The organism is Tuberibacillus sp. Marseille-P3662 (genome assembly GCF_900178005.1).
In the GTDB taxonomy this organism is placed as follows: Bacteria; Bacillota; Bacilli; order Bacillales; family Sporolactobacillaceae; genus Marseille-P3662.
In genome coordinates, this window is sequence record NZ_FXBS01000005.1 from 14836 (window position 1) to 38635 (window position 23800).

At 41.4% G+C, this 23800-nt stretch carries 27 protein-coding genes; 1 reads left to right on the plus strand and 26 read right to left on the minus strand.

Features of this window, described 5'->3' with window-relative positions:
* Positions 1-163: 163 nt before the first annotated feature.
* The 24 genes from B9Y89_RS06130 to B9Y89_RS06245 all read right to left on the minus strand — a co-directional run bounded on the left by B9Y89_RS06130 (position 164) and on the right by B9Y89_RS06245 (position 20335).
* Positions 164-556, minus strand: a complete 393-nt coding sequence (locus B9Y89_RS06130; RefSeq protein ID WP_085522364.1) for a S1 domain-containing RNA-binding protein — start codon at positions 554-556, stop codon at positions 164-166.
* A 72-nt stretch (positions 557-628) separates the two neighbouring features.
* Complete coding sequence (locus B9Y89_RS06135) at positions 629-1012, minus strand: FtsB family cell division protein (protein WP_085522365.1); 384 nt, start codon at positions 1010-1012, stop codon at positions 629-631.
* 11 nt (positions 1013-1023) lie between these two features.
* Positions 1024-1620, minus strand: coding sequence for a spore cortex biosynthesis protein YabQ (gene yabQ, locus B9Y89_RS06140; RefSeq protein ID WP_085522366.1), 597 nt, complete (start codon positions 1618-1620; stop codon positions 1024-1026).
* Positions 1617-1925 carry a sporulation protein YabP gene (yabP, locus tag B9Y89_RS06145; RefSeq protein WP_085522367.1) on the minus strand — a complete coding sequence of 103 codons (309 nt, stop codon included), beginning with the start codon at positions 1923-1925 and terminating at the stop codon, positions 1617-1619. Before yabP ends, yabQ begins: the two co-directional genes overlap by 4 nt.
* A gap of 201 nt (positions 1926-2126) precedes the next feature.
* The gene (locus B9Y89_RS06150; protein ID WP_085522368.1) at positions 2127-2387 is read right to left on the minus strand and encodes an RNA-binding S4 domain-containing protein; all 261 of its coding nucleotides are present in this window, start codon (positions 2385-2387) and stop codon (positions 2127-2129) included.
* Positions 2387-2659: an HU family DNA-binding protein gene (locus B9Y89_RS06155; protein WP_085522369.1), complete on the minus strand. Its 273-nt coding sequence runs from the start codon at positions 2657-2659 to the stop codon at positions 2387-2389. Before B9Y89_RS06155 ends, B9Y89_RS06150 begins: the two co-directional genes overlap by 1 nt.
* 96 nt (positions 2660-2755) lie before the next feature.
* Positions 2756-4234, minus strand: coding sequence for a bifunctional methyltransferase/pyrophosphohydrolase YabN (gene mazG / locus B9Y89_RS06160; protein ID WP_085522370.1), 1479 nt, complete (start codon positions 4232-4234; stop codon positions 2756-2758).
* A gap of 444 nt (positions 4235-4678) precedes the next feature.
* Entirely contained in the window at positions 4679-5212 is a 534-nt protein-coding gene (spoVT, locus tag B9Y89_RS06165) for a stage V sporulation protein T (protein WP_085522371.1), read from the minus strand.
* Between the two features lie 119 nt (positions 5213-5331).
* Positions 5332-8895 (minus strand): transcription-repair coupling factor, encoded by a 3564-nt coding sequence (gene mfd, locus B9Y89_RS06170; RefSeq protein WP_085522372.1) that lies wholly within the window; start codon positions 8893-8895, stop codon positions 5332-5334.
* A gap of 54 nt (positions 8896-8949) precedes the next feature.
* Positions 8950-9180, minus strand: a complete 231-nt coding sequence (locus B9Y89_RS06175) for an anti-sigma-F factor Fin family protein (RefSeq protein WP_085522373.1) — start codon at positions 9178-9180, stop codon at positions 8950-8952.
* 64 nt (positions 9181-9244) lie between these two features.
* Entirely contained in the window at positions 9245-9805 is a 561-nt protein-coding gene (gene pth / locus B9Y89_RS06180) for an aminoacyl-tRNA hydrolase (protein ID WP_085522374.1), read from the minus strand.
* 132 nt (positions 9806-9937) lie between these two features.
* Positions 9938-10585 carry a 50S ribosomal protein L25/general stress protein Ctc gene (locus B9Y89_RS06185; protein WP_085522375.1) on the minus strand — a complete coding sequence of 216 codons (648 nt, stop codon included), beginning with the start codon at positions 10583-10585 and terminating at the stop codon, positions 9938-9940.
* Between the two features lie 200 nt (positions 10586-10785).
* A complete protein-coding gene (locus tag B9Y89_RS06190; protein WP_085522376.1) occupies positions 10786-11736 on the minus strand; it encodes a ribose-phosphate diphosphokinase in 951 nt (316 codons plus the stop codon).
* 19 nt (positions 11737-11755) lie between these two features.
* The gene (gene glmU / locus B9Y89_RS06195; protein ID WP_085522377.1) at positions 11756-13132 is read right to left on the minus strand and encodes a bifunctional UDP-N-acetylglucosamine diphosphorylase/glucosamine-1-phosphate N-acetyltransferase GlmU; all 1377 of its coding nucleotides are present in this window, start codon (positions 13130-13132) and stop codon (positions 11756-11758) included.
* 116 nt (positions 13133-13248) lie between these two features.
* Positions 13249-13539, minus strand: coding sequence for a septation regulator SpoVG (gene spoVG / locus B9Y89_RS06200; protein ID WP_085522378.1), 291 nt, complete (start codon positions 13537-13539; stop codon positions 13249-13251).
* A 109-nt stretch (positions 13540-13648) separates the two neighbouring features.
* Entirely contained in the window at positions 13649-14023 is a 375-nt protein-coding gene (locus B9Y89_RS06205; RefSeq protein WP_085522379.1) for a RidA family protein, read from the minus strand.
* Entirely contained in the window at positions 14004-14849 is an 846-nt protein-coding gene (gene purR, locus B9Y89_RS06210) for a pur operon repressor (protein ID WP_085522380.1), read from the minus strand. Before purR ends, B9Y89_RS06205 begins: the two co-directional genes overlap by 20 nt.
* Positions 14850-14905: 56 nt before the next feature.
* Positions 14906-15775: a 4-(cytidine 5'-diphospho)-2-C-methyl-D-erythritol kinase gene (gene ispE / locus B9Y89_RS06215; protein WP_085522782.1), complete on the minus strand. Its 870-nt coding sequence runs from the start codon at positions 15773-15775 to the stop codon at positions 14906-14908.
* 86 nt (positions 15776-15861) lie between these two features.
* Entirely contained in the window at positions 15862-16041 is a 180-nt protein-coding gene (locus tag B9Y89_RS06220) for a small, acid-soluble spore protein, alpha/beta type (RefSeq protein ID WP_085522381.1), read from the minus strand.
* 149 nt (positions 16042-16190) lie between these two features.
* Positions 16191-16448 carry a biofilm formation stimulator Veg gene (gene veg / locus B9Y89_RS06225; protein WP_085522382.1) on the minus strand — a complete coding sequence of 86 codons (258 nt, stop codon included), beginning with the start codon at positions 16446-16448 and terminating at the stop codon, positions 16191-16193.
* Between the two features lie 169 nt (positions 16449-16617).
* Positions 16618-17487: a sporulation peptidase YabG gene (gene yabG, locus B9Y89_RS06230; RefSeq protein ID WP_085522383.1), complete on the minus strand. Its 870-nt coding sequence runs from the start codon at positions 17485-17487 to the stop codon at positions 16618-16620.
* A gap of 87 nt (positions 17488-17574) precedes the next feature.
* Positions 17575-18462 (minus strand): 16S rRNA (adenine(1518)-N(6)/adenine(1519)-N(6))-dimethyltransferase RsmA, encoded by an 888-nt coding sequence (gene rsmA, locus B9Y89_RS06235; protein WP_085522384.1) that lies wholly within the window; start codon positions 18460-18462, stop codon positions 17575-17577.
* Complete coding sequence (rnmV, locus tag B9Y89_RS06240) at positions 18452-19018, minus strand: ribonuclease M5 (protein ID WP_139822742.1); 567 nt, start codon at positions 19016-19018, stop codon at positions 18452-18454. Before rnmV ends, rsmA begins: the two co-directional genes overlap by 11 nt.
* Positions 19019-19156: 138 nt before the next feature.
* Positions 19157-20335: a G5 and 3D domain-containing protein gene (locus B9Y89_RS06245; RefSeq protein WP_085522385.1), complete on the minus strand. Its 1179-nt coding sequence runs from the start codon at positions 20333-20335 to the stop codon at positions 19157-19159.
* A gap of 39 nt (positions 20336-20374) precedes the next feature.
* Here B9Y89_RS06245 and B9Y89_RS19325 point away from each other — a divergent pair, with 39 nt between their 5' ends.
* Entirely contained in the window at positions 20375-20503 is a 129-nt protein-coding gene (locus B9Y89_RS19325; protein WP_254901201.1) for a hypothetical protein, read from the plus strand.
* A gap of 14 nt (positions 20504-20517) precedes the next feature.
* On the opposite strand, the gene B9Y89_RS06250 is transcribed toward B9Y89_RS19325, so the two are convergent.
* Positions 20518-21285, minus strand: a complete 768-nt coding sequence (locus B9Y89_RS06250; protein ID WP_085522386.1) for a TatD family hydrolase — start codon at positions 21283-21285, stop codon at positions 20518-20520.
* A 412-nt stretch (positions 21286-21697) separates the two neighbouring features.
* Positions 21698-23665 carry a methionine--tRNA ligase gene (metG, locus tag B9Y89_RS06255; protein ID WP_085522387.1) on the minus strand — a complete coding sequence of 656 codons (1968 nt, stop codon included), beginning with the start codon at positions 23663-23665 and terminating at the stop codon, positions 21698-21700.
* Between the last annotated feature and the right edge of the window lie 135 nt (positions 23666-23800).

Below are 23800 nucleotides of genomic sequence, written 5' to 3' on the forward strand. Positions count from 1 at the left end.
TTTCAATAATAATGATGGCGGCCTAACCGGAAAACAGTGTAACAAGTTGTCAAAACAGCGAGGAGATTGACCCTGAAAAAATTTGAATAAAAATAAAGAACTCACTGACCCTTTTCATGGGCAGTGAGTTCTTATCTATCTCATTATAACAAACGGCAACAAGTTAGGACTTTCTTGCGCCACGATTATTGCGCTTGGAATCGTCTTGTCGGCGCAGTGCCGATTGACGTTCTTCGCTGTCTTTTAAGAAGCGGTTCATTTTATCCTCGAAGCTTTGTTTCTTTTGCCGAGGAGGTCCGCCCCCACGTTTTGATTTGGGACGATCAACAGCTTTACGAATCGATAAACCAATTTTGCCATCGTCCTCAACTTTGAGCACTTTAACAGTTACTTGGTCACCGACAGATAAAACGTCATTGATATCTTTCACATAGCGATCAGCAACTTCACTGATATGAACAAGTCCTGTCTTACCGCCAGGCAAATCAACAAACGCCCCAAAACGTGTAATGCCTGACACTTTTCCTTCCAACTTGTTGCCTGCTTCGATTGTCATAAAAGCAATGCTCCTCCTAAAACCTGAAAATGTAATAATTAATTTTATTATATATATATGAATTTGAGCCTGTCAACGATTGTCATTTTCCACGGAGGAGAAGATGATTTCATTGTCATCAGACAGAAAGTAATCCTTACGGGCCAATTGCCCAATATAATCCGTATCATGTAACAATTTAATTTCCCGATTTAATGCAGTTTTATGCTGTTTGGCGTCATCTAATTTCGCTTGAAGTTGTTCTTTGTTTTGTTTCTTAGCGTCTAACTGCTCCATTCTTGAATCAAGGACAGATACCATACTCCCAATGACGAGTAACATAAGAATAAAAAAGGCGGATAAACGTCTGATTAGACCTATGCGGCGTTTACGTCGCAATTCATCCATATGTTGCAATTCATGCGTATAATCTGAACGGATGTGGGCTACCCGTTGTTTTTTACTTGCTATACCCAAATCAAACACCCCTAATCTGGTTTAAACCATTGTATGACCTTCTGTAATTGCTTTTTGATTGTCGTTAAAAATGACATCAACTGGTTCAGCCATTTCGTTGCTTTGACTTTCAAATAATCAGGGATGATCAATCGAAATAACCATTTAAACGGCAGATAAACGGCAGATAAAATAAATAGTACAACAGCGAGGATAAATCTACTTATTATCTTACCTAAATTCAGCAAAAGCTGCAATAGGAATATGGTAGGTTGTATGATTAAATGGTATAGCAAACGTTTAAAAAAGCCGATAATATGCCCAATAATTGATATGAAACGTTCCAATAAATTCTTATAGATTCCCTCTAATAATGCTTTATAGGCAGAGAAACCAACACCTAATGCCAATAGCAAATAGAAGCGGATCTGGCCTTCATTCAATTCAAGCAAGACCCAAAAGACGAGTAGACCCTGGATGATCCAGAAGAGAATATCACTCACAAATAGTGTTATCGTACGACGGTGTTTAGGATTCACAAAGCGGTGGTAGGTGGCTAACGATAGACCGAACCACCCACCCATGGCAGTCATAGCAAGTAAGGTTGTAAATTGCTCTGAAAGTGTCATTTGAATAGCTTACTGAAGAACCCTTTACCTTGTTCTCCATATTGCTCATCGAGATAACTGATATCCGATACTTTTCCCTCGATGACAACAACGCCTTGTTCAACATTTAAGTTTTGCATTTTCAATTGACTGCCCTTAACAGCAAGGTATCCCATCACGGTTTCCAGCAAAAACTCTTCATGATCAAAACTCTCCACATGCTTAACACCGGTGATTTCAATATTTTTTCGGCCCTTCATGACAATATCATGATTAGGCTGATGCCTGTCCTTATCTAATGAATGATTTGGGTAATATTGTTCCAATGTCCATCCCCCTCTCTAATGTTATTGCTATGAGGGTAATGATCCATTTAGAACAAGCTTCTTTAAAAGATAGTTTCAACTAACGTAAGAAAATTGATCACAAAGGGAGCGTTCAACTAGAAACATCTCCTGAGTGTGAGAACACTGAACGGACTCACTTCTTGCGAGCCAAAAAACCTCCATCAAAATGATAGAGGGGCTTTAAGCATTAATGGATTCTTCACGGATAATTGCATACAAGTCTTCCGCCGACTCTTTCTTGACTGTATCCTGCAAATGCTGCACTTTCACCGTTAATACGCGATGACCGTAGCGGATAGTGACTTCATCACCTAATGTGAGATTCGTACCTGCTTTAGCCGGTTGATCGTTAACAAGCAATCGATCTTGTGCGGCCATTTCTTTGGCCACAGTCCTTCGTTTCACTAAACGCGAGACCTTTAAAAACTTATCAATTCGCATTACTTCACAGCTTCCTTCAATTTATTACCAGGACGGAAAGCAGGCACAGTTGAAGCCGGAATATCAATGGCCTCTCCTGTTTGAGGATTGCGACCTTTTCGGCTTGAACGTTCGCGTGCTTCAAATGTTCCAAATCCAACCAGCTGAACCTTTTCGTTATTGCTTAACGCATCGGCAACTTCATCTAGAACACCGTTCACCACTGCCTCAACATCTTTCTTAGCTAAACCTGTCTCATCTGCAATATTATTGACCATCTCATTTTTATTCATCTTATCAATACCTCCTTGGCACATCTGTACATGCTGCCATTTTTGTTGGCTTGCGAGCTTTTAACTATTCTACCAAAAAGTATTCTCTATTAAAACTTATTCTCCTGCTTCTTTTGCTAAAAATATCTTAGCTTCCTCCCATATCTCATCCATTCTGTCCAAACTCATGGATGATAGACTCACACCTTGTTCCTCGGCATATCTTTCAATATATGAAAATCGCTCATAAAACTTCTTATTTGTCCGTTGTAAGGCTATTTCTGGATGAATGTTATAGTGGCGGGCTACATTGACCAAAGCAAACAATGCATCCCCCAATTCATCAAGCGTAGACTCATGAGAATCCATCAAGCTCTGTTTGACTTCATCGAGTTCTTCATAAACTTTGGCCCAGACAGGTTCATCTTCGGACCAATCAAAGCCAACCTTAGCTGCTTTCTTTTGATATTCAAAAGCCTTATTGAGTGGCGGCAAAGCTTTACCTACATCCCAAAGCAAACCATGTGACCGATGTTGTTTGTTCGTTTCATTGGCTTTAATCGCATCCCAATTTTGCATCACATCTTCAGCTGTGTCTGCTTGTCCGTCACTAAATACGTGGGGATGGCGGCGAATCATTTTCTCCGTAAGTCCATAAATGACATCGTCAACAGCAAAATAACCGTTATCTTCCCCGATTTGGGCATGTAGCATCACTTGCAACAACACATCGCCTAGCTCCTCTGCAATATGTTCATCGTCTTCATCATCAATGGCATCTATCACTTCATAGGCTTCTTCTAGTAAATACGGTTTCAAAGATTCGTGCGTCTGCTTTCTGTCCCACGGGCAGCCGTTCGGCCCTCTAAGGGTCCCTATCACTTGTCGCAGCTTGGCAAATGTATGGTACAAGTAACGCTCATTAGACACTGGTGGCACATACACACTCGTTAAATTGTCTGTCGTGAAATCATGATCTAACTTAGACAACGGCACCTTAATGACCTGTTCATTCTGGCCACCCGCAGCTGTCACAATCGTAACTTCATAATCCGGCGGAAGATGTTCGAGTAAATTGAGCTTTACTTCTGACGCAATGATCGCATCATAAACCTGGCAAATAATCATATGTTGCTGTAAGGGTAGTTGATCGGTCTCAAGTGACATAGCATCCATTAAGGAAAAGCCTTCAATAGGGTCAATCCCTAAAGCCGTAAGCATTGGATCGATAAAACTGTGACCCCCTTGAATATGGATCACAACGTCGTAAGCTTCAGACCACTCCTGCAAGAGCTTGACCGTCCTTTCAGCGACTTGGGGATGTCCTGGGACAGCATAAATAATCTCTTGTCCTTGAGCTGTCTCCAGCAATTCCTGGGCAATCGCTTCATACACTTCAGGAAAATTCTCATACTGCTCGTAAACCGAATCAAAACTTTGACACCTAACACCATCTTGCTTTAATTGGTCTACCACAGGGTGCTTGTCCGTTCTTACATAAATATCACCTTTTTGTTGCAATAAACGATATATACCGATTGACAACTGTTCGATATCATCTGCACCTAAACCAACAATGTTAATTGTCCCCGCCATTTCACCCATCCTTATCACGTCAAAATACTTGCCTTATTTTACCCTCCAGTATAACCATAATCTTTTCAAAAATAAACTAAGGAAGCCTTTAGGCACTTAAAGAGGATGGAACAAAAGTATATTGGTCACAAAATAATCCGAACTTGTTGATTAATCAGTTCGGATTATTTGTTGAAAATGGCATTCCTGTCGTCGCTTCGTCAACATACGGCGCTTTCCGCGGGCACGGCCTCAGCTAACTTGGTCAAGAAAACCACTTAACCAAGTGGATCTTCGGCTCGTGCTCCTGCATCTTCAAGCTCATTCAGAGAAGCAAGATGCTTCGTCGCAGTCCAAAGAAGCATATTCTAAGGCGTCTCGTATTTTAACTACGCTTAGACCTTGCTTTCATATCTTATTGTTCGCCTTTTAAGTATTCTGTTTTAGATTTGTCCCAGTCTCAATTTATTGCTCCATTTGTCGTGCTAAAAATCCAGCGGCTGTATTAGCCAGCTTTTCTTCAATTTCACTCAGTTCTGTTTGTTCTTTAGCTACTAGACAAACGGCTCCAATAGGGTCACCACTAGCCACAATCGGAGCAACAACATATGCACCTGCCTGATCTTGGCTTCCCTCAACCAGTGCGCCTCCATCTGTTACCCTAACGGTCTGCCGATTTTCCATGATTGTCTCAACTTCTGAACTCACATTTTTATCTAAGTATTCCTTTTTTGAACCACCAGCAATCGCTATTAAAGCATCACGATCAGATATAAATACAGGATGGCCGGAATGTTCGGCTAACGCTTCTGCATATTCTTGTGCAAAATCACCTAACTCACTAATGGGTGAATATTTTTTTAAGATGACTTCACCCTCACGGTCAACGAAAATTTCAAGCGGATCACCTTCACGAATACGTAAAGTGCGTCTGATTTCCTTCGGGATAACGACGCGACCTAAATCATCAATACGACGTACAATTCCAGTTGCTTTCATTCTAGATGCCTCACTTTCAGGTTATATGTTATCTGATGATGTAAGAAGATGCCATGTTTTCCTGCCCATATTATTTGCGTCGTTACCCATTCTATACATTCTTATAAAATTTTTGGTGTCTATGCCGCTTTCCGTTGGCTTTTGTATATTTTCTCAAAAACATTCGCCAGCTGTTCAATTTGCTGACTTGTATGCTCCCGAGCATTCGTTTTGACTGTCAACTTTATTTTTTGATTGTCAGCGCCCAAACCAATATGTCTTCCTAAATCACTTACGGTCTGAAATAAAGCTACACGATCGATTTGTTCCGATCCCGCTTCGCTAAATATCACGATAAATTGGTCTTTTACGCGTTTAATGGACTCGATATACAGATCATTGGCATAGACTCTCATACGAGAAATTTTAAATAAGTCTATAACTTCACGAGGATAATCCCCAAACCGATCGATCATCTCATCTTCAAGATCCTGAATGTCCTTCATGGTTTCAACAGATTTAAACCGTTTATACATCTCTATTTTTTGTAGGGAATCACTGATATATGCCTCAGGAATATAGGCATCAGCATCAATTTCAATTGTTACATTGTTATCTCCGGAGACGATTCCCGGCTGTTCATCAGAAGACTCTGCAGATCCGGCCTTCCTTTCCTCAATAGCATCCTTAAGCATTTTTGAATAGAGATCAAAGCCGACAGAATCAATGAATCCATGTTGCTCGGCACCAAGTAAGTTTCCAGCACCACGAATCGACAAATCACGCATAGCAATTTTAAAACCCGATCCTAATTCGGTGAATTCCTTAATGGCTTCAAGTCGCTTTTCGGCAACCTCATTCATGATTTTATCCCGCTGATACGTGAAATAAGCATAGGCCACTCGATTAGAACGGCCGACACGCCCGCGCAATTGATATAACTGTGACAATCCCATACGGTCTGCATCGTGAACAATCAGTGTATTCACATTTGGAATGTCCACGCCAGTTTCAATAATCGTTGTACTGACCAGCACATCATAGGCACCCTCTAGGAAATCCAACATAACTGCTTCAAGCTCGGTTTCCTTCATTTGCCCATGGGCAAAAGCAACGCGTGCATCAGGCACCAACGTAGAAATATGTTCGGCCATCTGCACAATTGACTCCACCTTGTTATATAGAAAATAAATTTGTCCACCGCGCCCCAATTCTCGTTCAACGGCTTCACGGATCAACGCGCCATTATGCTCCGTCACATAGGTTTGCACAGGAAAGCGGTTCTCGGGTGGTGTCTCAATGACTGATAAATCACGGACCCCGAGCATCGACATATGGAGCGTTCTCGGAATGGGTGTGGCTGTCAAAGTTAACACATCGACATTGGATTTCAATTGTTTAATCTTTTCCTTATGAGTAACGCCAAATCGTTGTTCTTCATCAACAATCAACAAACCGAGGTCTTTGAATTTAATATCTTTAGATAATAAACGATGCGTTCCGATCACCATGTCGACCGTACCTTTTTCCAAACCCTTAATCGTCTCATTTTGTTCCTTTCGTGAACGAAAACGACTGAGCATGCCGATATTAACAGGAAAATCAGAAAAACGTTCTCGTGTCGTCTCAAAATGCTGTTGCGCTAAAATGGTTGTCGGTACAAGAAAAGCGACTTGTTTGCCTTCTGCAATGGCTTTAAATACAGCACGTAAAGCGACTTCAGTTTTGCCATAACCCACGTCACCACACAACAATCGATCCATTGGACGAACACTTTCCATATCGGCTTTGATTTCAGTTACAGCTCGCAACTGATCCTCTGTTTCCGGATAAGGGAAGGCTTGTTCAAACGCCTGTTGCTCCGAACTATCTTGTTCAAAGGCATGACCTCGACTCGCTTCGCGTTGGGCATACAAATTAATAAGATCATCAGCAATATCTTGAACAGAGGATTTTGCCCGATTTTTAACCTTTTTCCACTCACTGCCGCCTAATGTATATAACTTCGGCTCTTTACCTTCAGAGCCAACATATTTTTGTACTTGATCAATATTTTCAACGGGAACATACAGTTTGTCGTTGCCTTTGTAATGAATTTGCAAGTAATCTTTATGAACACCATGAACCTCAAGCGTCTCGATGCCTATATATTTCCCGATTCCATGGTCAATATGGACAACGTAGTCACCCACCTTAAGCTCATTATAGTCTTTAAGGCGTTCCGCGTTAGACACCTTTTGTTTTCGTGGGGTTCTTGTTTTCTTGCCCTTATTGGCGAACACTTCGCTTTCGGTAATAACGGCTAATTTTTGCTCCGGGAGTTCAAACCCAGCCGCTAATGGCATAGGGATAATTTGCCTTGTTCCTCGCTCCGGATACGATTGCTTATCTACCAATTGTGCCTTGATATCATAGTCTTCCAAAATATTGGCCATACGTTCAGCCCGCTGACTATCAGAAGCTAAAAAGACTACTGCATAGCCACTTTTCTGCCAACGCTGACATTCATTATTTAACACATTCATCTGTCCATGAAAACTCTGCATAGAACGGGAACTCATGTTCATCACATTTTGCGGATGAATGTTAGGATTGTTCCGCAAAAATAAAGATAAATAAAGCATCGGATGCCGGCTAGCTGATAAAAAGTCATCCCACTCAATTGAAAGCGTGACGTCTGTCGTCGCTTCACCTTTTTCAATCAGCGCTGTCTTCCATTCAGCTTCTTCGCGATCAAGACGCTCAGCCATTTCTTGAATCCTACTAATTTCATCCATAACAAGTAACGTGTTCGAATCAACATAATCTAATAGCGTCGCTGGCTGATCGTAACAAAAGCATGTGTATTTTCCCACGCCTTGAAAAAACTGCTCTTCCTTCAATTGTTCAATCTCATAGCCTATCTTTTCTGTCAACTGTTCCTTAACTTCTTTGCTTTTCACCTTTTTAAGCGTCTTCGCTAACTGGCCCTCCAAAGCTTCAGCTGCATGTTGGTATTGATCCGAATACAAAAGCATTTCTTTTGCCGGACCAATTTCAATGGACTTAAGCTGATCTAGTGACCGCTGCGTATGACTATCAAAATAACGAATTGAATCAACTTCGTCATCAAACAATTCAATCCGAACCGGGTTCTGATCTGTTAATGAAAAAATATCAATAATACCACCGCGAACACTATATTCACCAGGTGCGGATACCATCGTTACTCGTTCATAACCCAAGGCATTCAATTGTTCCAGGATATGGTCAATATTAATGACATCCCCTAATTGGAAGGGCATCAAACTTTTTTTCCATAATTCTTTGGGCGGCAAAAGCCTTTTCATGCCCGCAATCGGAGCGATAATGATACCGCGTCCCCCACATGCTAAAAAATTTAGCACTTCTAACCGCCCAGAACGCAGTTCAGGGCTCTGAGCGGCAATTTCAGAAGCAATTAAATCATTAACAGGATAAAGGTATACGGATGACTGATCCAACAACTCTTCTAAATCTTCATATAATTTCTGTGCTTGATAAAGATTGTGAGTCACCACAACCATCGGCTTAGACCGCTTTTCAAATAGTGAAGCGATCCATAACGATTTTGATGCATTTGTCAGTCCAGCCACAAGCTGCTGGTTCATTCCGTCAGCAAATCCATCAATAACTGTATCTATTTCCGCAACTTCTTGAGCAAAATATTGCTTCAGTCCCTCCATCAGGACGCTCCTCCCTTAGAAACAACAAAATGCCTTGGCGGGTGACCAAAGCCTTTATTGAATAAATGAATCTAATTCATGAAAATGTGGATTTCGTTCCAATGCCTCCTGGCAGTCTTCACAAATCGCTGAGACATGAACATTCCCTAATTGATCATATTGTACCATGTCTTGGCGGTCTTCGCTGGATAACTGATCAAATCCTAATTGATGGGTAGAAAAGCGTTGCCCATTAATTTGCCCGATCCCAACACCGCAGTGCCTGCAATTATAAAAAATGTCCATTATTTCCGCCTCCCAGCTTCATTCATTGGCTAGGAATAGTATCGGCACTCATAAGCGGTCTTATTCATTGGTTAAAATCATTCATCACTTGGTTGAAGGGTTTTTCACACCAAGCGAAGGAAGCATTCGCTGCACGGTCAATGACATCATCGATTTGACTTTGTTGTTCTGCATCAAACTTTTTGAGAACATAATCGATAACCTTATGTTGACCATCTGGACGTCCAATCCCTACACGCACGCGTTTAAAATCACGCGAGCCTAGGTGGGCAATAATGTCCTTGATACCATTATGACCTCCAGGACCACCCGTTTGTCTGAGTCGAAGTCGACCTACAGGTAAATCCAAATCATCATAAACGACTAATAACTGATCTAACGGGATTTTATAAAAATTCATCAACGGTGCAATCGCTTCACCTGATAAATTCATATAAGTTAAAGGCTTAACAAGAACAACATCTTCATTACCTAGAGTTGTCTTTTCAAAAAGGGCATTAAATTTGGTCTTCGTTAAGGTCACATTGTGTGCATCACAAATGTGGTCAATAATGTCGAATCCGATATTATGCCGCGTATGTTCAAATTTTTTCCCGGGATTGCCCAGCCCCGCTATTAATTTCATTGTTGCCACTCCTATTAGTCCTTTAAAGAGGTTTTGCTGGCTTTTAGCGTATCTTTAAAAACAGTTTATTATCAATGCTAAAAATTTATACTAAAAAGGCGCAACCTAACAGGTTACGCCTGCTCGTCCATTTTATTGGTTATCTTGTTCACCGTCTTGAACTTCTTCACCTTTGTCTTGAATCACTTCTGTCCCATCAGTTCCTTCATCATCTTCATCCTCAACGTTTCTGCCCGGAGGAATAATGGTGACAACAGGCTCTTCGGGATCATCCAGCAACTCATAATTTCCTGAAACTGTTAATTCAGAAATTTGCACGGTGTCACCGATGTTTAATTCGGAAATATCAACTTCAATGACACTTGGAATGTCGGCTGGCTTGGCCCTTACATTCAATTCATTAAGTGAATGCTGTAGAATGCCGCCTTCTTTTTCACCCGGAGAATCACCTGTTGTGTGAACAGGAACGACGGAATCCATCTCGGTATCCATATCAACTTGTAAAAAGTCAATGTGGATCATTTCATCCTTTAAACGATCCTTTTGAATATCGTGGGCCATCACGGAATATTGCCGTTCGCCATCAATATCTAACCGGAGAACACCGTTTCGACCCACCCTTTGAAAAATTCGGGTCATTTCATTTTCAGATACAGCGATAGCTGTATTATCCGCTTTTTGTCCATAGACAACCGCAGGAATCTGTCCTTGATGTCTGATCTTTTTTGTCATTGATTTGCTGGAATGGTCTCTAGACGTTGCTTTTAGTTCTGTTACCAAAACAGACACTCCCTTTAAAAATCATTTTGAGTACGCCCGAGTAGACTTCCTTGCTAAAATGATATCATTATGCTTAGCGAAGCGGGGAAGTGCTCGCTTTCTACATCTACCATTCCCAATTATTATACCATTTAAAACTTAGGGTTCAAAATAGCCTGTCAGTTCAAATTGGCTTAAAAACAGCGACAATCATCAATCACTTAATCAAACAGCTTACTAACGGAAAGTTTCTCATGAACCCTGATAATAGCTTCACCCAGCAAAGGCGCAAAAGATAATTGAGTGACTTTATCAATATTTTTCTCTTGCGGCAATGGAATTGTATTCGTAACCACGAGTTCGCTGATGCTTGAATGCTCAATACGTTCAATAGCAGGCCCAGACAAAACGGGGTGTGTACAACAAGCAAAGACTTCTTTTGCCCCATTTTCGATCAAAGCATTAGCAGCCAGAGTAATGGTTCCAGCAGTGTCAATAATATCATCAATCATAATCGCCGTTTTTCCTTCAATCTGACCCACAATATTCATCACTTCAGCGACATTTGGCTTGGGTCGCCTTTTGTCAATTATAGCAATTGGCGCCTTGAGACGATCAGCCATTTTCCGGGCACGAGTGACGCCGCCATGATCCGGTGAAACGATGACGATATCATCAAGGTTCTTACTCTCAAAATACTCGGATAAAATAGGTACACCTAGCAACTGATCGACTGGAATATCGAAGAATCCTTGAATTTGTGTAGCATGAAGATCTGTGGTAATCAGTCTGGTGGCCCCGGCCGTTTCTAACAAATTGGCCACCAGCTTAGCTGTAATCGGCTCTCTTGCCCGTGCCTTCCGATCTTGACGAGCGTAACCATAATATGGAAGTACGACATTAATTGTTTTTGCAGATGCTCTCTTTAAGGCGTCAATCATGATTAAAAGTTCCATCAAATGTTGATTGACAGGTTCACTCGTTGATTGGATAACATAGACATCACAACCACGAATACTTTCTTCAAGGTTAATTTGAATTTCACCGTCACTAAACGTTTTTACCGAGGATTTCCCTAAATTAATACCGATATGTTTGGCAATGTCTTCGGCAAGGTCCTTGTTCGAATTCAGAGAAAAAACCTTTAAATTGGGATCCAAATAATTTGCCATGCGAAGGGCCTCCATTGTGTTATTGTTTCTTTTGATTCAGTTTCGTCGCGTAGCCTTCTTTGTTACTTTGCCTTGAACGGGCAATCGCCAAATCATGCTCATTGACATCATCAGTAATCGTTGAACCAGCTGCGACAAAAGCACCTTTACCGACAGTGACAGGCGCAACTAAATTCACATTGCAGCCAACAAAAGCACCATCGCCAACCTTTGTCAGATGCTTATTCTGACCATCATAATTAACAGTGATTGAACCACAACCTAGATTAACCTCACGACCAATCTCAGCATCACCGACATAACTCAAGTGTGAAGCCTTACTGCTATCACCTATTGTCGATTTTTTAACCTCAACAAAGTTCCCCACCTTGACGTCATTAGACAATGTACTTTGTGGCCGAATATGAGCGAACGGTCCAATATTCACGTGATCACCGACAGTGCTCTTTGAAACTACGGATTGTTTGATGACTGTTCCATTACCAATGTCACTATCCATGATTTCAGAATTAGGACCCATCTCACAGTCGTCTCCGATTGTGACCTTCCCTTTAATCACCGTACCTGGATAAATCACAGTATCGTAACCAATCTTAGCATCAGTCGATATATAAGTATCGTCAGGATTAATAAGCGTGACCCCCGCGCGCATATGTGCCTCATTAATCCGCTTCTGCATCAATCGTTCTGCCTTAGCTAAAGCCACGCGGTCATTGATACCAATGGTTTCTTGCGCTGAACCACCGCTATAACCCGAAACTTTTTCATGCCTTTGACACAGAATTTCAATCACATCCGGTAAGTAATATTCCCCTTGAACATTATCATTATTTACTTCCTGTAGTGAGTGAAATAATTTTTGATTATCAAAACAATAGATCCCGGTATTAATCTCCGTAATTTTTTTGTCAGATGCATGAGCATCTTTTTCTTCAACAATACGTGCAACCCGACCATTATCTTGACGGACGATACGACCGTAACCCGTTGGATCATCTTGAAAAGTGGTCAACACGGTTGCAGCCGCTTCCTCGCGCTCATGGTAAGTAAGAAGCTGGTCAATCGTCTCAGCTGTTACCAGCGGGGTATCCCCGCACAGGACCACCGTTGTCCCTTCCTTTGCTGCTAGAATAGGCGCCGCTTGCTGGACAGCATGACCCGTCCCCAGTTGTTCCGTTTGAACGGCATATTGTGTTGCGTCACCTAATTGTGTTTGCACCTGATCAGAGCCATGACCCACAATCGTTACAATATCTTCAAAGGGAAGCGTCCCTACTTGGTCAACAATATGTTGAACCATCGGTTTTCCACAAACCTGATGGAGGACTTTATATAACTTTGATTTCATTCTCGTCCCTTGCCCCGCTGCTAAAATGACAGCAAATCTATTCGACATGAGGTAACCTCCAAACCAACTTGTCAATCCACTAATGAATATAGCTTAAAGCAACGATTTTTTCAAGAATACAGTAAAAAGGAACCTAAAATAGGTTCCTTTTTTAACAGAAAAAACTATGAAGCTCCGGCTTCTTCATAAGCCGATTCAACCCCACCAACACGGGTGTATTCATCTAATACCGCGGTTTGTATTTTTTCACGTGTCCCTGAATTAATCGGGTGGGCAATATCACGAAATTCACCATCCGGAGTTCGCTTACTTGGCATCGCCACAAACATGCCATTGTTCCCATCAATCACCCGAATGTCATGGACAACAAATTCGTTATCAATGGTAATTGATGCAATAGCTCTCATGCGACCATCCGTGTTTACTCGTCGCAGTCTGACATCAGTTATTTCCATTTATTAGGCACCACCTTTTCCCATATATTAGAGACTATTACAATGTTTCAACAAAAACATTGAAATTCCTGCATTGAATATGAAAAAAAGTCGAAAAATTTTAAACGGACTATTTTACTAAGGCTATTGCTTCCATTTCAACGGCGGCACCTTTTGGTAGACGTGAGACTTCTATACATGAACGGGCCGGCAAATGATCGGTGAAATATTGCCCATAAATATCATTAACCACCGAGAAGTCACCCATATTTGTAATGAAAACGGTGGTTTTGATGACTGTTTCTAGCGATGCCCCTGCACTTTCTAGAACGGCCTTAATATTAGCAAAGACTTGATGGACCTGAGCTTCCAAATGGTGATCCTCCATAGTCCCATCAGGTTTTAAGGGGATTTGCCCTGAGCTATAAAATATGTTGTTAACGACCATCCCTTGAGAATATGGGCCCACAGCCTCTGGAGCCTGATTAGTATAAGTCGTTTTCATGCCAATTGACCTCCTTATAATAGTTAAAATAACTGCCGTTTTCAATCGATAATTGTTCACCTTCAGATATAGATAACTTTAACAACGACACATAGTCATCAACCAACTTATCTTCTTCTTTGGTTTCAACTAAAACCGCCGCACCAGCCACCACCGCATCAAATTCTTGGATTAAATTTTTCATGCCTCGAATCGTTCCGCCCGCTTTCATAAAATCATCAATAATAAGGACACGAGCACCTGGCGTTAAACTTCTTCTTGGTAAGACCATCGACTGAATCCGTTTCGTTGAACCTGACACATAGTTAATGCTGACCGTTGAACCCTCGGTCACTTTACTGCTTTTACGGGCAATGACAACCGGCGTATTAAGCTGTGACGCTACTGCATACGCTAATGGGATGCCTTTTGTCTCCACTGTGATAATGGTATCAATCGAATCACCCGCATAGATTGAGGCTATAAGCTGTCCAATACTTCGGATAAAAGCAGGCTGACCGAGGATATCCGTCATATATAAATAACCCCCGGGAAGTAACCGGTTACCGCTCGCTAATTGTTCTTCTAAATCCTTGAGGAATGCAGCTGCTTGTGCCTTTTGAACAAAAGGCACATATATCACCCCGCCTGATGCACCGGCAATCGTTTTTAACCAACCTACCCCTTGGCTTTCAAAATTTTGCTTAACAATCACTAAATCCTCACTGATCGAGGACTTAGCTGATTCATATCGTTCAGAAAAAAACGATAGTGAAACAACCTCATGGGGATGACTCAAAAGATAATGGGTCATATCCACTAATCGACCACTTCGCTTCATTTTCATAAGCCACCACCTAAAACACGAATATTTATATATAAATATTAAACAATTATTCGTATTTAATCAAGAGCAGATTGCGCACCATATAATCTAACCGCATGAACATAATGGCAAAAACCATTTAGGCTATTGTAAATCCTCTGCGCCCGGGATTCATGACGAATCAAGCCAAATACCGTGGGCCCGCTGCCTGACATAAGGACACCGTCAGCATCCATACGAATCATGTGCTCCTTAATTTGTTTGACTTCAAGATACTTCTGCATCGTCACATTTTCAAGCGTATTTCCCATCAAGGCACACATGCGCCTATAATCTTGCTGTTCAATGGCACGAACCATAGCCGAAACATTAGGATGATCGGCTTGATTTAAATTCAAACCGCCATAGACCTCAGCTGTCGACACCGATAGATCTGGTTTAGCCAAAACAACCCAACACGAGGGCGGACTAGGTAACGGCTGAATATCATTTCCTCGCCCTGATGCCAGCGCTGTACCGCCGTTAATGCAGAAACTAACATCCGATCCAATTTGTGAAGCAAGATCCATCATTGTTGTTGTTGACATGTTCAAATCCCACAATTTATTTAAAGCTCGGATCGTCGCGGCTGCGTCACTGCTGCCACCAGCTAACCCCGCAGCTACAGGAATATGTTTGTTAATGTTGATTTTAATGCCTTGATTAATGTTATAGTTTTGCTTAATGAGTTCCGCTGCTTGAAAAGCTAAATTTCTCCTGTCTTCAGGAATAAAGGTAGCTGAAGAGACGATATTAATATCATCGGTGGGTTGTTCAATGATTTCAATGCGATCCGATAGATCAATGGTTGTCATGATCATATTGACTTCATGATAGCCATCATCACGTTTATGTAAAACATCTAGCGAAAGATTAATCTTCGCCGGTGCCTTTTCAACAATCCTCAATTTTTTCACCTGCTTCAATTGATGTTCTGATAACATCATAAAACGTAAAAAGCCGGAGGACAAGCCTCCGGTTTGCTCAGTAACACTTATTTATCTTTGTCAGCTAGTTGCCTTTCACCCATTTCAATAGCCGCCTTGACCATATTACCCGCATCACGAGCTCTAATACCGCCCCACCCTTCTTGTTGAACGGTATCATAAATGCCCAATTCCTTGGCTATTTCATCTTTAAATTGGTCAGACATAATACTGCGTCGTCTCCCCATTACAGACAACCCCCTTCATGTACTGAGCAGTCTTTAGTATTTGTTTAGGGGGCAAAAATTATGTTCTTGTTTTTTGTATAACTGTGAGTTAAGTATGTCATTAGCTTAATCTAAATTCTGTGAACTTACAAGCAGTGAGACGTAACGTCCTACTGCCCGCTTACTGCTGCCTCTCCCGAAAAAGATAATTCAACGGTTGCAGTCAGCACATCAGTATAGCTGTACGATACACGTTCGTAAGCATTCTGTTCCTCATCCAGTCGTACAATAAAAACGGATGGATAAGTTTCTTCCAGAACGCCCTCTCTGTGAATGGTTTTGCGTCGACCACCGTTGGCTGTAAGTGTTAATTTCTCTCCAACTTTTTCATCTAAAGAGCTCTTAATATCCAATAAGGTCTTTGGCATCGTATAACCCACCTCGTTTAAGGTTAACCAAATTATAACACTTTTCGACTTGATTTGTCAAATAAACATCAAATTATAGCAATCAAGCGCCGATGCTGTCAATTATTAAATCTAGATATAGAGTGCCCAATATTTGTATGTAGCATTCATTTGAATATGATTCAAAGAGTTATTGGGGCGGGTCATGATAAGGCATACCTGTTCTAAGGATTCCCCGGGTTTCTACACCACCGAGTCCTTTTGTTCCTGACATCGTATTTCTAACAACATCCCATACATGAACTTGATCCGTAAATGAGGTAAAACTAATTTTGGCAACCAAATAAACGGGATCAAGTGCATGAATATTAATTCTTGAAGGTGAGCTTGCAAAATTAGCACCTGCTCGTATTAACTTTTCAAAATGAGATTGACACGCACCGGCAAAAATGACAAGTTGATCCAAATGAGAAACATGGTAGCGCACTTCTTTAACCGTCCGTATAAAGTGGCTAGAATGACGATAGGCTTTGATATCATCAGTCGGCCCTTTACTTTTAACATAGGCGTCATGACCTGTTAATACTAGGATATCAGGGCGCACTTGTTTCACTAATTTTGGGACAGCATCCGGCATGTCTGTTTCTTTGACATGTTTACCGATAACAGGAACTCCTAATTTGTCATAGACACGAAGACATTTTTTTAAGTAATTAGGATCACCATCTATGTGGAGGACACGCCCCGGCATTTCAAAGTGTTGAACTGATGCACGGTAGGCATTCGATGATGTGTATTCACGCTTCGATTTTAGTAATTGGTAATCTTGGTGAAACAGGCGGTTTGAATCGTGTTCAAGTTGCTGGTATCGCCGCTCTTTCTGTTTCCGTTTTTCTTCACTGACCAACTCGAGATCATCAAGCGGTGCATCCGCATATAAACGCAAGTCCTCCCCAGAAAGCTCGGCAATCCCGCGATCATGATAAATGGTGACGATGCGAAAGAACACATCGCCGTCGTATGATTTGCGTGCAACAATGTCACCTTCATGAATAGCCATGGATATCCTCCTTGATGTTTGTGAAGGATCGGCAAAAAACAGCCTTATGACCACTATATGCACGAAGGCAGATTTTGATGACCACGATTACTTGTGGAGGTGGGCTTGAAGATAGGCACTGAGGTTGGCATATTCAAAAATCGTTAAAGTTTCTCCGCGTCTCGATGGTTCGATACTAGCCTTGTTTAGACAATCCACAATTAAAGGTTTGTCGTCCTTAGATAACAAATTATTCATTAAATTGTTTAACAATGTCTTGCGCCTTTGGGCAAAACTGGCTTTAACAACTTTGAAAAAGAAGTCCTCATCGGAGACGTCAACTTGTTTTTCTTTCCTAATATCCAGTTTGATCACGGACGAATCAACGTTGGGTTGCGGTACAAACACGGTCTTAGGAACGTTCATAACGACTTTCGGTTCCGAGTGATATTGAACGGCCACAGATAAACTGCCATAACTTTTATCTCCCGGGTCCGCCTCCATCCGATCAGCAACCTCCTTCTGAATCATAACGACCACGCTGGAAACCGGGAGATTTTCCGTTAATAACTTCATAAGAATAGGGGTTGTCACATAATAAGGAAGATTAGCAACCACTATGATTTTACTTTCAGGTCGAAACGTTTGCTCAATCAAGTTTTTCATATCTGCTTTTAACACATCGGCAAAATGAACAGTCGCATTAGGGTAGTCATGCAATGTTTCTTTAAGTAATGGTTTAAGCCGTTGATCAATTTCTAAAGCCAACACACGGTCCGCCTTTTCTGCAAGCACTTGGGTTAGAGCGCCGATCCCTGGGCCAATTTCAATCACGCCTGTGGTTTCATCAACACCTGCTGCATCAACAATTTGATCCAAAATCGTCTCATCAATCAAAAAGTTTTGGCCCAGGCTCTTCTTTAGTACCAAATGATGTTTTGCTAATAATTTTTTTGTTTTCTTAGGATTTGCGATTAATTTCTCTCTAGCACTCATTGTCTTCCTCCTGAAGCACTTGTTTTAAGGCGCTCTCAAATTCGATCTCTGTTACGTGAAAAGCCCTTAACCTTTTATAAAATTGTTTGCCATTCGTGTAACCAATATTAAGAATCTCACCGATTCGCTCACGCCGGATCTTGGACTTTCTGCCGCCAATCAAACCGTTCTCTATTAGCGTATTATAAGAAACAGAGGGTTCCGGATGGGTGGATTCCGTATAAACATTTTCCAGAGATTGACGTATAATATCAGGTGTCGCATGTTCAATGCCTAAACTCTGATGCCGGCCCTTGAAGCCCTGCTGTTTTGTGATAAAGGCATGTTTGCATCCTGGTACTTGTTGACTGATAGCCTTGCGGATCTTTTCACCCGGTATATCCGGGTCCGTGAAAATAATAACCCCTCGCTTATGCTGGGCCCGTTTAATCACTCGAATCAATCGATCATTGACGTCGCTACCGTTCGTTTCAATCGTATCAGCTTGAACAGCATTGTTAATAGCTATGGTATCACTTTTTCCTTCAACAACAATCATTTCCTTGATATACACCATTATTCGCTCCAATAAAAAATATCGTTTGCTATATATTTTAACTTTTTTTATGACAATCTGAAACTTTTTTGTAATCCTATTCGTCATATATATAGACTCCATAAAAAAAGTGCAGGAGTGAGACACTCGCTGCACTGTCTAATTTAACACTTTAACTTTAACCCGTTTAACGCCCCATTGATTTGCTTTGGATTGATTGGAGAAAAACACATCAATCTTACGGCCTTGGATAGCATTGCCCGTATCTCCGGCAACAGCATAACCATAGCCTTCAACATAAACTTTAGTTCCCAATGGGATTACACTGGGATCAACGGCAATGACTTTCTTGTTTGGGTGCTTTTCTAAATTAATACCCGTCGCTGTGGTGCCGTGACATCCGTTACAATTCGCTGTATAGGCTGTGGAGACCATATACATTGTTTTACTATTATCACTGCCCTTGCTGCTCTTACTATGAGAGACTTGGACAGGCTGCGACTCCTTCGTTCCATAAGCAACAATTTTTGGTTTGGTTTTTTTGACAAAATTCGTTTTCTCTAATTGACGCTTAACCACTTTACCGTTTTCTTTGATCACAGTATAGTGTTTGGCTTTCTTGCCCTTTTGGCCATCAGAAATGACGTTCGTATTCCCTTTTGCCATATCCTGATCAGGCCGCTTAACAACGTCATGAGCAACAGTCTCATATTTGACTTTGTTCACCTTATTAACTCTAACAACATTGACATTCATACCTGGCTTAAGTTTGTGATCAAGCCCTGGTTCGATACGGTCATTATTATCCCAGTCAATACCTTTTTGAGTTAAAAATGACTTAACCGTCTGTTTGGTTGCCGTCATTTTTTTAGATTTGCCAGCGACTTTCAACTTAAATTGGAACGAAGGTTTGAAAGCAACCGTCATCCCATCTTTTATTTTTGCCTGCTTTCCTGGCTTGACAATATCTTTGCCATTTATATCAATATCTTGTTTTTTTAGAAACACTCCCACGGTATCAGCAGTTGTCCAAATGGTTTTTTGCTTACCATCTTGCTTAAACGTAACAGCACTAGCTGGATCCCAAGCCACCGTCATGTGATCCAATATGGGCTGATCTAAGCTGGGACTGACGTTATCATGCTTGTCCACTGTTATCCCGTAATCTTGCAAAACATCAGCAACAGTATCTGCATGTGTATTCATTTGGATAGTTTCCCCGTCTTTTACTAGAGTCATAGTTTTTGCCGTAGCCGCATACGTTATGTAAGAGAACGCAAACGTGAGCAAACCAAAAGTTAAGACCGAGATGGTTGCTTTGATTTGAACAGGTCGCATCTTATCCCTCCTAAGAGTAACCGAGTAAGGATATCTGCTTTGAGATACAGTGACTATTATAACCACATTTTAATAGATGGCAAACCATTAACCGTTCGACATCTTTCCTTCCGGGTGACGCTTTCGACAACAATCATGGGGCTGCTTATGCCGAAATATATCGGTTAATAGCTCGCCGTGTTTTATTTCAAGCTAAATAATTGTTTAGCATTGTCGGAAGTTATTTGTACAATTTCCTCATAACTGATCCCTTTTAAGGCTGCAATTTGTTCGGCAACGAGTTTCACCCGTGCCGGCTCATTTCGTTTACCCCGATACGGATGGGGGCTGAGAAACGGACAATCAGTTTCTACTAGCAATCGATTAAGTGGAATTTCCTTAGCCACTTCCTTTGGAAGCTTAGCATTTTTGAATGTGACAGGCCCGCCAAAAGAGATATAAAAGTTCATATCCAGACAGGTTTTGGCTGTCTCAAGATCAGCACTATAACAATGCATAATACCGCCAACGTCCTCTGCATTTTCCTCTTGAAGGATTTGGACAATATCGTCGGTCGCTTCACGGTTATGAATAATAATTGGCATATTTACCTTTTTAGCCAAGCGAATTTGTTTTCTAAAAACATCTTTTTGCACGTCTGCTGGAGACTTATCCCAATGATAATCCAGACCCATTTCACCTATAGCAACGACCTTGGGATGCTGACTTAGCTCCTCTATCCAGCGCAGATGATCGTCTGTCATATCAATGGCGTCAACAGGGTGCCAACCAACAGCACCGTAAATATAATCATAGGTTTCAATGATCTTCACAGCATCCTGAATCGTCTGCTCATCAAAGCCGACAACGATCATATTAGTAACACCTGCGTCGTCCGCTCGTTCTAGAACATCATCAAAATCCTCTTTAAATTCCTCTGCATTAATGTGCGTATGTGTATCAAATAGCATAAAAATCCCTCACAATTTTGTTATTCTAACATGATATTATGACTATGAAACAACAAAAACATTTCAATTCAATTAAATTGACTTATTCAAGTCAATTTCATAATTCAAGACTAAAGCAAAAAACCCAAACATTGTCAGTGTGCTTGGCCTGTTGATTTCCACTCTAGGCGGACGCTTTCCGCGGGCATGGCTTGAGCCTCCTCATGCTTCGCATTGCGGGGTCTCAAGACTCATGCTATTCCCGCAGGAGTCGCCGCCTGCCGTTTCAACCAACGATGTTAACGCGCTGAATTGACAAACATTAATACATTAGACCGTTTGATTGTTCGGATCAATGATGCATATAAGCATTTATGAAATTGACTTATTCAAATAAAAAATTGGGACGGATCATTACCCCGCCCCAACCCATTTATTTAATTTTGGTTCCGTTCGGTAACGTCTCGTCAACAGAAGCTAATTTTAATACGCCGTCTTCCTCACCAGCAAGAATCATGCCTTCGGAAGTTTCCCCACGTAATTTAACCGGCTTAAGATTGGCGACAACAATGACTTTTTGGCCCGCTAAAGTATCTGGGTGGTAATGCTCAGCAATCCCCGAGACAACTTGCCGCTTTTGTCCAGCTCCCATATCAAGTTGGAGCTTCAAAAGCTTATCTGTCTTCTTCACAGGTTCTGCATCAATAACAGTTCCGACGCGCAAATCAACCTTCCCGAAGTCATTGATATCAATAGCTGGTTCCTCCGACGTTTCAGGTTGCTTTTCCTTTTGATCATCCGTTCCTGAAGACCCATTTCCATGCATTTTATCAAGAATATATTGGACTTCCTCTTCAACATCTAAGCGCGGGAACAACGGTTGACCTTTATGAACCTGCCAGTTACCATGACTCACCCCAAAAGTCTTCAAGCTATCCCAATTTTTCAAGGCATCATCGTTAACACCTAGTTGACTAAATATTTTCTGCGGTGTTGATGTCATAAAGGGTTGTAACATAACAGCAATGCTCCGCAATGACTCCGATAAATGAACCATCACTGATGCAAGATGGTCTCTCTTACTGTCATCCTTAGCTAATTTCCACGGTTCCGTTTCATCAATGAACTTATTGGTCCGGCGAATTAATTCCCAGAGATGTGACAAGGCCACAGAGAATTGGAGCTCTTCCATTTGCTTTTCAACTTTAACAATAGTTTCTTCAGCAAATGTCTTAAGTTCCTGATCATAGGCGGTTACATTCCCCTTATAAGCGGGAATGGTTCCATCAAAATATTTACTGACCATGGCCACGGTTCGGTTAAGCAAATTGCCAAGATCATTAGCCAAGTCAAAATTAACTCGCTCCACAAAGGCTTCCGGCGTAAAGACACCATCAGAGCCAAAAGGCACTTCACGAAGTAAATAATAGCGCAATGCATCAAGACCATAGCGATCAACAATAGGTTCAGGATGAACAACATTGCCTTTTGACTTCGACATCTTTCCATCCTTCATTAACAACCAACCATGGGCAAAAACTTTTTTCGGCAAAGGTTCTCCAAGAGCCATGAGCATGATCGGCCAATAGATGGTATGAAAGCGCACAATCTCTTTACTCATTAAATGGACATCTGCGGGCCAAAATTTTTGATAGAGTGCATCGTTATTAGATCCATATCCTAAGGCATTAATATAATTCGTTAAGGCATCAATCCAGACATAAACGACATGCTTAGGATTGTCTGGAACGGGGATCCCCCACTCAAATGCCGTTCTCGACACTGCCAAATCCTCTAGACCCGGTTTAATAAAGTTATTAATCATTTCATTTTTTCGAGACTCAGGCTGTATAAACCCAGGATTTTCCTCATAAAATTTTAAAAGTTGATCCGAATATTTACTCATGCGGAAGAAATACGACTCTTCCTTGACTTTTTCAACCGGCCGACCACAGTCTGGACACTTGTCGTCGTCCAATTGCCGTTCGGTATAAAAGGATTCACAATCAGTGCAATACCAGCCTTCATACTCATCAAGGTAAATGTCACCTTGATCAACAAGTTTTTTGAAGATCGTCTGCACCGCTGTTCTATGGCGGGTTTCGGTCGTACGAATAAAATCATCATGACTAATATCGAGCTTTTTCCACAAAGCTTGGATACTACTGACAATATCATCGACGTAAGCTTGGGGAGAAACCCCCTTCTCTTCAGCTTTTCGTTCAATCTTTTGCCCATGCTCATCCGTGCCCGTAAGGTACATCACATCAAATCCTTGCAATCGCTTATAACGGGCCATCGCATCACCAGCAACGGTCGTATAGGCATGTCCAATATGTAGACGTCCGCTGGGATAATAGATTGGGGTAGTAATATAAAAAGTATTTTTGTTTTCCGCCATTTAGCATCCTCCTCCGCTTTTCACAGGCAGAACTTCAGTCCGTCTCTTTTTCAAGAATATACTAATCTCGATACATTATGTCAAGAAAGGACCCAGAACTTCTACCCCCATTTTAGACGGAATTGCGTCGAATTA

Bases quoted from the DNA above. Each gene is read 5' to 3' on its own strand.
- B9Y89_RS06155 (WP_085522369.1), bottom strand. From the start codon at position 2,659: ATGAATAAAAATGAGATGGTCAATAATATTGCAGATGAGACAGGTTTA.
- metG (WP_085522387.1), bottom strand. From the start codon at position 23,665: ATGGCGGAAAACAAAAATACTTTTTATATTACTACCCCAATCTATTAT.
- B9Y89_RS06150 (WP_085522368.1), bottom strand. From the start codon at position 2,387: ATGCGAATTGATAAGTTTTTAAAGGTCTCGCGTTTAGTGAAACGAAGG.
- B9Y89_RS06245 (WP_085522385.1), bottom strand. From the start codon at position 20,335: ATGCGACCTGTTCAAATCAAAGCAACCATCTCGGTCTTAACTTTTGGT.
- mazG (WP_085522370.1), bottom strand. From the start codon at position 4,234: ATGGCGGGGACAATTAACATTGTTGGTTTAGGTGCAGATGATATCGAA.
- yabQ (WP_085522366.1), bottom strand. From the start codon at position 1,620: ATGACACTTTCAGAGCAATTTACAACCTTACTTGCTATGACTGCCATG.
- spoVT (WP_085522371.1), bottom strand. From the start codon at position 5,212: ATGAAAGCAACTGGAATTGTACGTCGTATTGATGATTTAGGTCGCGTC.
- B9Y89_RS06130 (WP_085522364.1), bottom strand. From the start codon at position 556: ATGACAATCGAAGCAGGCAACAAGTTGGAAGGAAAAGTGTCAGGCATT.
- purR (WP_085522380.1), bottom strand. From the start codon at position 14,849: ATGAAAATGAAGCGAAGTGGTCGATTAGTGGATATGACCCATTATCTT.
- pth (WP_085522374.1), bottom strand. From the start codon at position 9,805: ATGAAATTAATAGCGGGGCTGGGCAATCCCGGGAAAAAATTTGAACAT.
- B9Y89_RS06250 (WP_085522386.1), bottom strand. From the start codon at position 21,285: ATGCTATTTGATACACATACGCACATTAATGCAGAGGAATTTAAAGAG.
- B9Y89_RS06220 (WP_085522381.1), bottom strand. From the start codon at position 16,041: ATGGGGAGACGACGCAGTATTATGTCTGACCAATTTAAAGATGAAATA.
- rsmA (WP_085522384.1), bottom strand. From the start codon at position 18,462: ATGAGTGCTAGAGAGAAATTAATCGCAAATCCTAAGAAAACAAAAAAA.
- B9Y89_RS06205 (WP_085522379.1), bottom strand. From the start codon at position 14,023: ATGAAAACGACTTATACTAATCAGGCTCCAGAGGCTGTGGGCCCATAT.
- spoVG (WP_085522378.1), bottom strand. From the start codon at position 13,539: ATGGAAATAACTGATGTCAGACTGCGACGAGTAAACACGGATGGTCGC.
- veg (WP_085522382.1), bottom strand. From the start codon at position 16,448: ATGCCAAAGACCTTATTGGATATTAAGAGCTCTTTAGATGAAAAAGTT.
- yabG (WP_085522383.1), bottom strand. From the start codon at position 17,487: ATGGCTATTCATGAAGGTGACATTGTTGCACGCAAATCATACGACGGC.
- rnmV (WP_139822742.1), bottom strand. From the start codon at position 19,018: ATGGTGTATATCAAGGAAATGATTGTTGTTGAAGGAAAAAGTGATACC.
- glmU (WP_085522377.1), bottom strand. From the start codon at position 13,132: ATGTCGAATAGATTTGCTGTCATTTTAGCAGCGGGGCAAGGGACGAGA.
- B9Y89_RS06175 (WP_085522373.1), bottom strand. From the start codon at position 9,180: ATGGACATTTTTTATAATTGCAGGCACTGCGGTGTTGGGATCGGGCAA.
- mfd (WP_085522372.1), bottom strand. From the start codon at position 8,895: ATGGAGGGACTGAAGCAATATTTTGCTCAAGAAGTTGCGGAAATAGAT.
- B9Y89_RS06190 (WP_085522376.1), bottom strand. From the start codon at position 11,736: ATGGCAAATTATTTGGATCCCAATTTAAAGGTTTTTTCTCTGAATTCG.